Here is a 2,379-nt window from a genome sequence, read left to right as displayed (position 1 = left end):
GTGGCTCGGCCGTGCAAGACTGTCCTCGCCCGCGAGTCCTTCCTGAAGGGCACCAATCCGACCAGGTTGACACGTCCAGCACCTCCACGTGATGCTCCGCTGCATCTCATGCGAAACGGCGGGACGCCATTGACGAGCTCGTGTTAGCGGCGGGCGTAAATTCCACATTTGTGGCGGGCGAAAATCTGACAGTCGGCAGCACGGTCTGGCTGCCGGCTGAGAGCCTCGCTCCCGGCCGGTGATTCATTTCACCATGCGTCTTCACGAAGGTGGAGACGCGATGATCGGACGGGAGACACGGATGCTACTGCGGCACTATCTGGAGCAGGGCGCCAGCAAGAGCGCGCTGGCGCGACAGCTCGGCGTCAGCCGAGAGACCATTCACCGCTGGATTCGCGACGGCGAGCTCGATCGCGATTTGGACGCCACGCCGGTGCGCTACGGGCCGCGCCGGCCGGTACCGACCAAGCTCGATGCCTACAAGGCGATTATCGAGACGCGACTCGCCGCCTACCCGCAGTTATCCGCCGTGCGGCTGCTGGCGGAGATCCGCGCCGCCGGTTTCGAGGGCAGCTACACCCAGCTGAAAGCGTTTGTCCGGCAGGTGCGACCGACGCCGGCCGCCGCGCCGGTGATCCGCTTCGAAACGCCGGCGGGCCGGCAGGCGCAGGTCGACTTCGCGCGGTTCACGTTTCCGTGGGGCGTACGGTACGCCTTGCTCGTCGTGCTCGGCTACTCGCGATTGCTCTGGTGCCGCTTCTACGTGCGCCAGGACATGCGGACGCTGATCGACGGGCTCGAGGACGCGTTTCGGTATTTCGGCGGCGTGCCGCACGAGCTGCTCTTCGATCAGATGAAAGCGGTGATCACGCGCGACCTGCGGCTGCAAGGGGGCGCGCTGGTCCGCAATCTGGAGTTTCTCCGCTTTGCGCACCACTGGAGCTTCACCCCGCGGGCGTGTCGTCCCTACCGCGCGCAGACCAAGGGCAAAGTCGAGCGCCCGGTGCGCTATCTCCGCGACAATTTCGTCTACGGGCGGACGTTTGCCAATGATGCGGACCTCGATCAGCAGCGCCGCGCCTGGCTCGACGACGTCGCCAACGTGCGCGTGCACGCCACGACGCGCGAGCGACCACGCGATCGCTTCGATCGCGACGAGCGTCTGCTCCTGCACCCGCTCGCGCCGCGCCCCTATGCGTCCGTGCTCGTGCCGGACGCCCCGCCGCGCACGACGCCGTCGGTCTCGGCGCGCCCGCTCGTCTCCGTCGAGAAGCGCTCGCTCGCGGTGTATGCCCGCCTCACGGGAGGGCTCGCATGAAGGCCCCCGCCCCGTCCCGTCGCGATCGGCTGCGCCAGATGCTCGCCGATTTGCACATGCCCGGCGCGCTCGAAGCCCTCGATGCGATCCTCCACGGCGTCGACGGCGCGACGATCACCGCCGCCGAGGCGATCGAGCAGCTGCTCGGCGCGCAGATTCAGCTGCGCAACAACCGCCGCTTGCAGGCCGCGATGCGCTCGAGCCGGTTGCCTGCCGTCAAGCGGCTCACCGAATTTGATTTCTCGTTTCAGCCCTCGCTGCGTCGGGAGCAAATGGAGAGCCTCCACGAGCTCGGCTTCGTCGAGCGGCGGGAAAACGTCGTCTTCCTTGGCCCGCCCGGCGTCGGTAAAACCCATCTCGCGATCAGCCTGGCGATCGCCGCGGCGCAAAGCGGCCGCCGCGTGTATTACGGCACGCTCGCCGATCTGATCACGTCGCTCGAGGAAGCGCAGGCGGCCGCACGGTTACAGGCGCGGCTGAAAGTCCTCACCCATCCCGCGCTCCTTGTCGTCGACGAGATCGGGTATCTGCCGATCAGCCGCACGGGCGCGATGCTCTTCTTTCAGCTGATGACGCGCCGCTACGAGCACGCGTCGACCGTCCTGACCTCCAACAAGGGTTTTGAAGAGTGGGGGGCGGTCTTTGGCGACGAGGTCATGGCGGCGGCTCTCATCGATCGGCTCGTGCATCACTGCCACATCGTGACGATCCGCGGCAACAGCTACCGCATGCGCCAGCACACCGAGCTCTGGCAGGCGCTGCACACCACGCCGGATGCGAACGGCGGGCCCCAGCGCCGCCGCCGGTCCCGTCAGGAGGCCGCGACGAACTGAGGCTCGTCCCCTCGCCGATCTGTCAGATTTTCAACCGGCGAAAGTGTCAGATTTTGGCCCGGCGTTGACACGCGGTTCGGTCAAGCCCGCCAGCCGCGAAGCGGACGGAGCGAAGCGAAGTGGCTTGACCGGGCCGTGGACCGCCGGACAATTCGCGTCGTGATGGCCGGCGACACGCGACCGTGGCGCACGTCGGCGGACTTGCAAGGCGATCGAGGCGCGCTCGGT

Annotated in this window: 2 protein-coding genes; both read left to right on the top strand. The window is 67.3% G+C overall.

All coding sequences use genetic code 11. The features are described from left to right. Nucleotides 1–301 precede the first annotated feature (301 nt). Complete coding sequence (gene istA / locus VF329_05120) at nt 302–1,318, top strand: IS21 family transposase (protein HEX7080373.1); 1,017 nt, start codon at nt 302–304, stop codon at nt 1,316–1,318. Continuing rightward, complete coding sequence (gene istB, locus VF329_05115) at nt 1,315–2,151, top strand: IS21-like element helper ATPase IstB (GenBank protein HEX7080372.1); 837 nt, start codon at nt 1,315–1,317, stop codon at nt 2,149–2,151. Before istA ends, istB begins: the two co-directional genes overlap by 4 nt. Nucleotides 2,152–2,379 lie beyond the last annotated feature (228 nt).

The organism is Gammaproteobacteria bacterium (assembly GCA_036381015.1).
In the GTDB taxonomy this organism is placed as follows: Bacteria; Pseudomonadota; Gammaproteobacteria; order Steroidobacterales; family Rariloculaceae; genus ZC4RG20.
The sequence above is the reverse complement of the archived record's forward strand: the minus strand, read 5'-3'. Positions and strand labels throughout refer to the sequence as shown.

What these genes read in the sequence shown, in the direction of transcription:
- istB (HEX7080372.1), top strand. Translation starts at nt 1,315, where the DNA reads ATGAAGGCCCCCGCCCCGTCCCGTCGCGATCGGCTGCGCCAGATGCTC.
- istA (HEX7080373.1), top strand. Translation starts at nt 302, where the DNA reads ATGCTACTGCGGCACTATCTGGAGCAGGGCGCCAGCAAGAGCGCGCTG.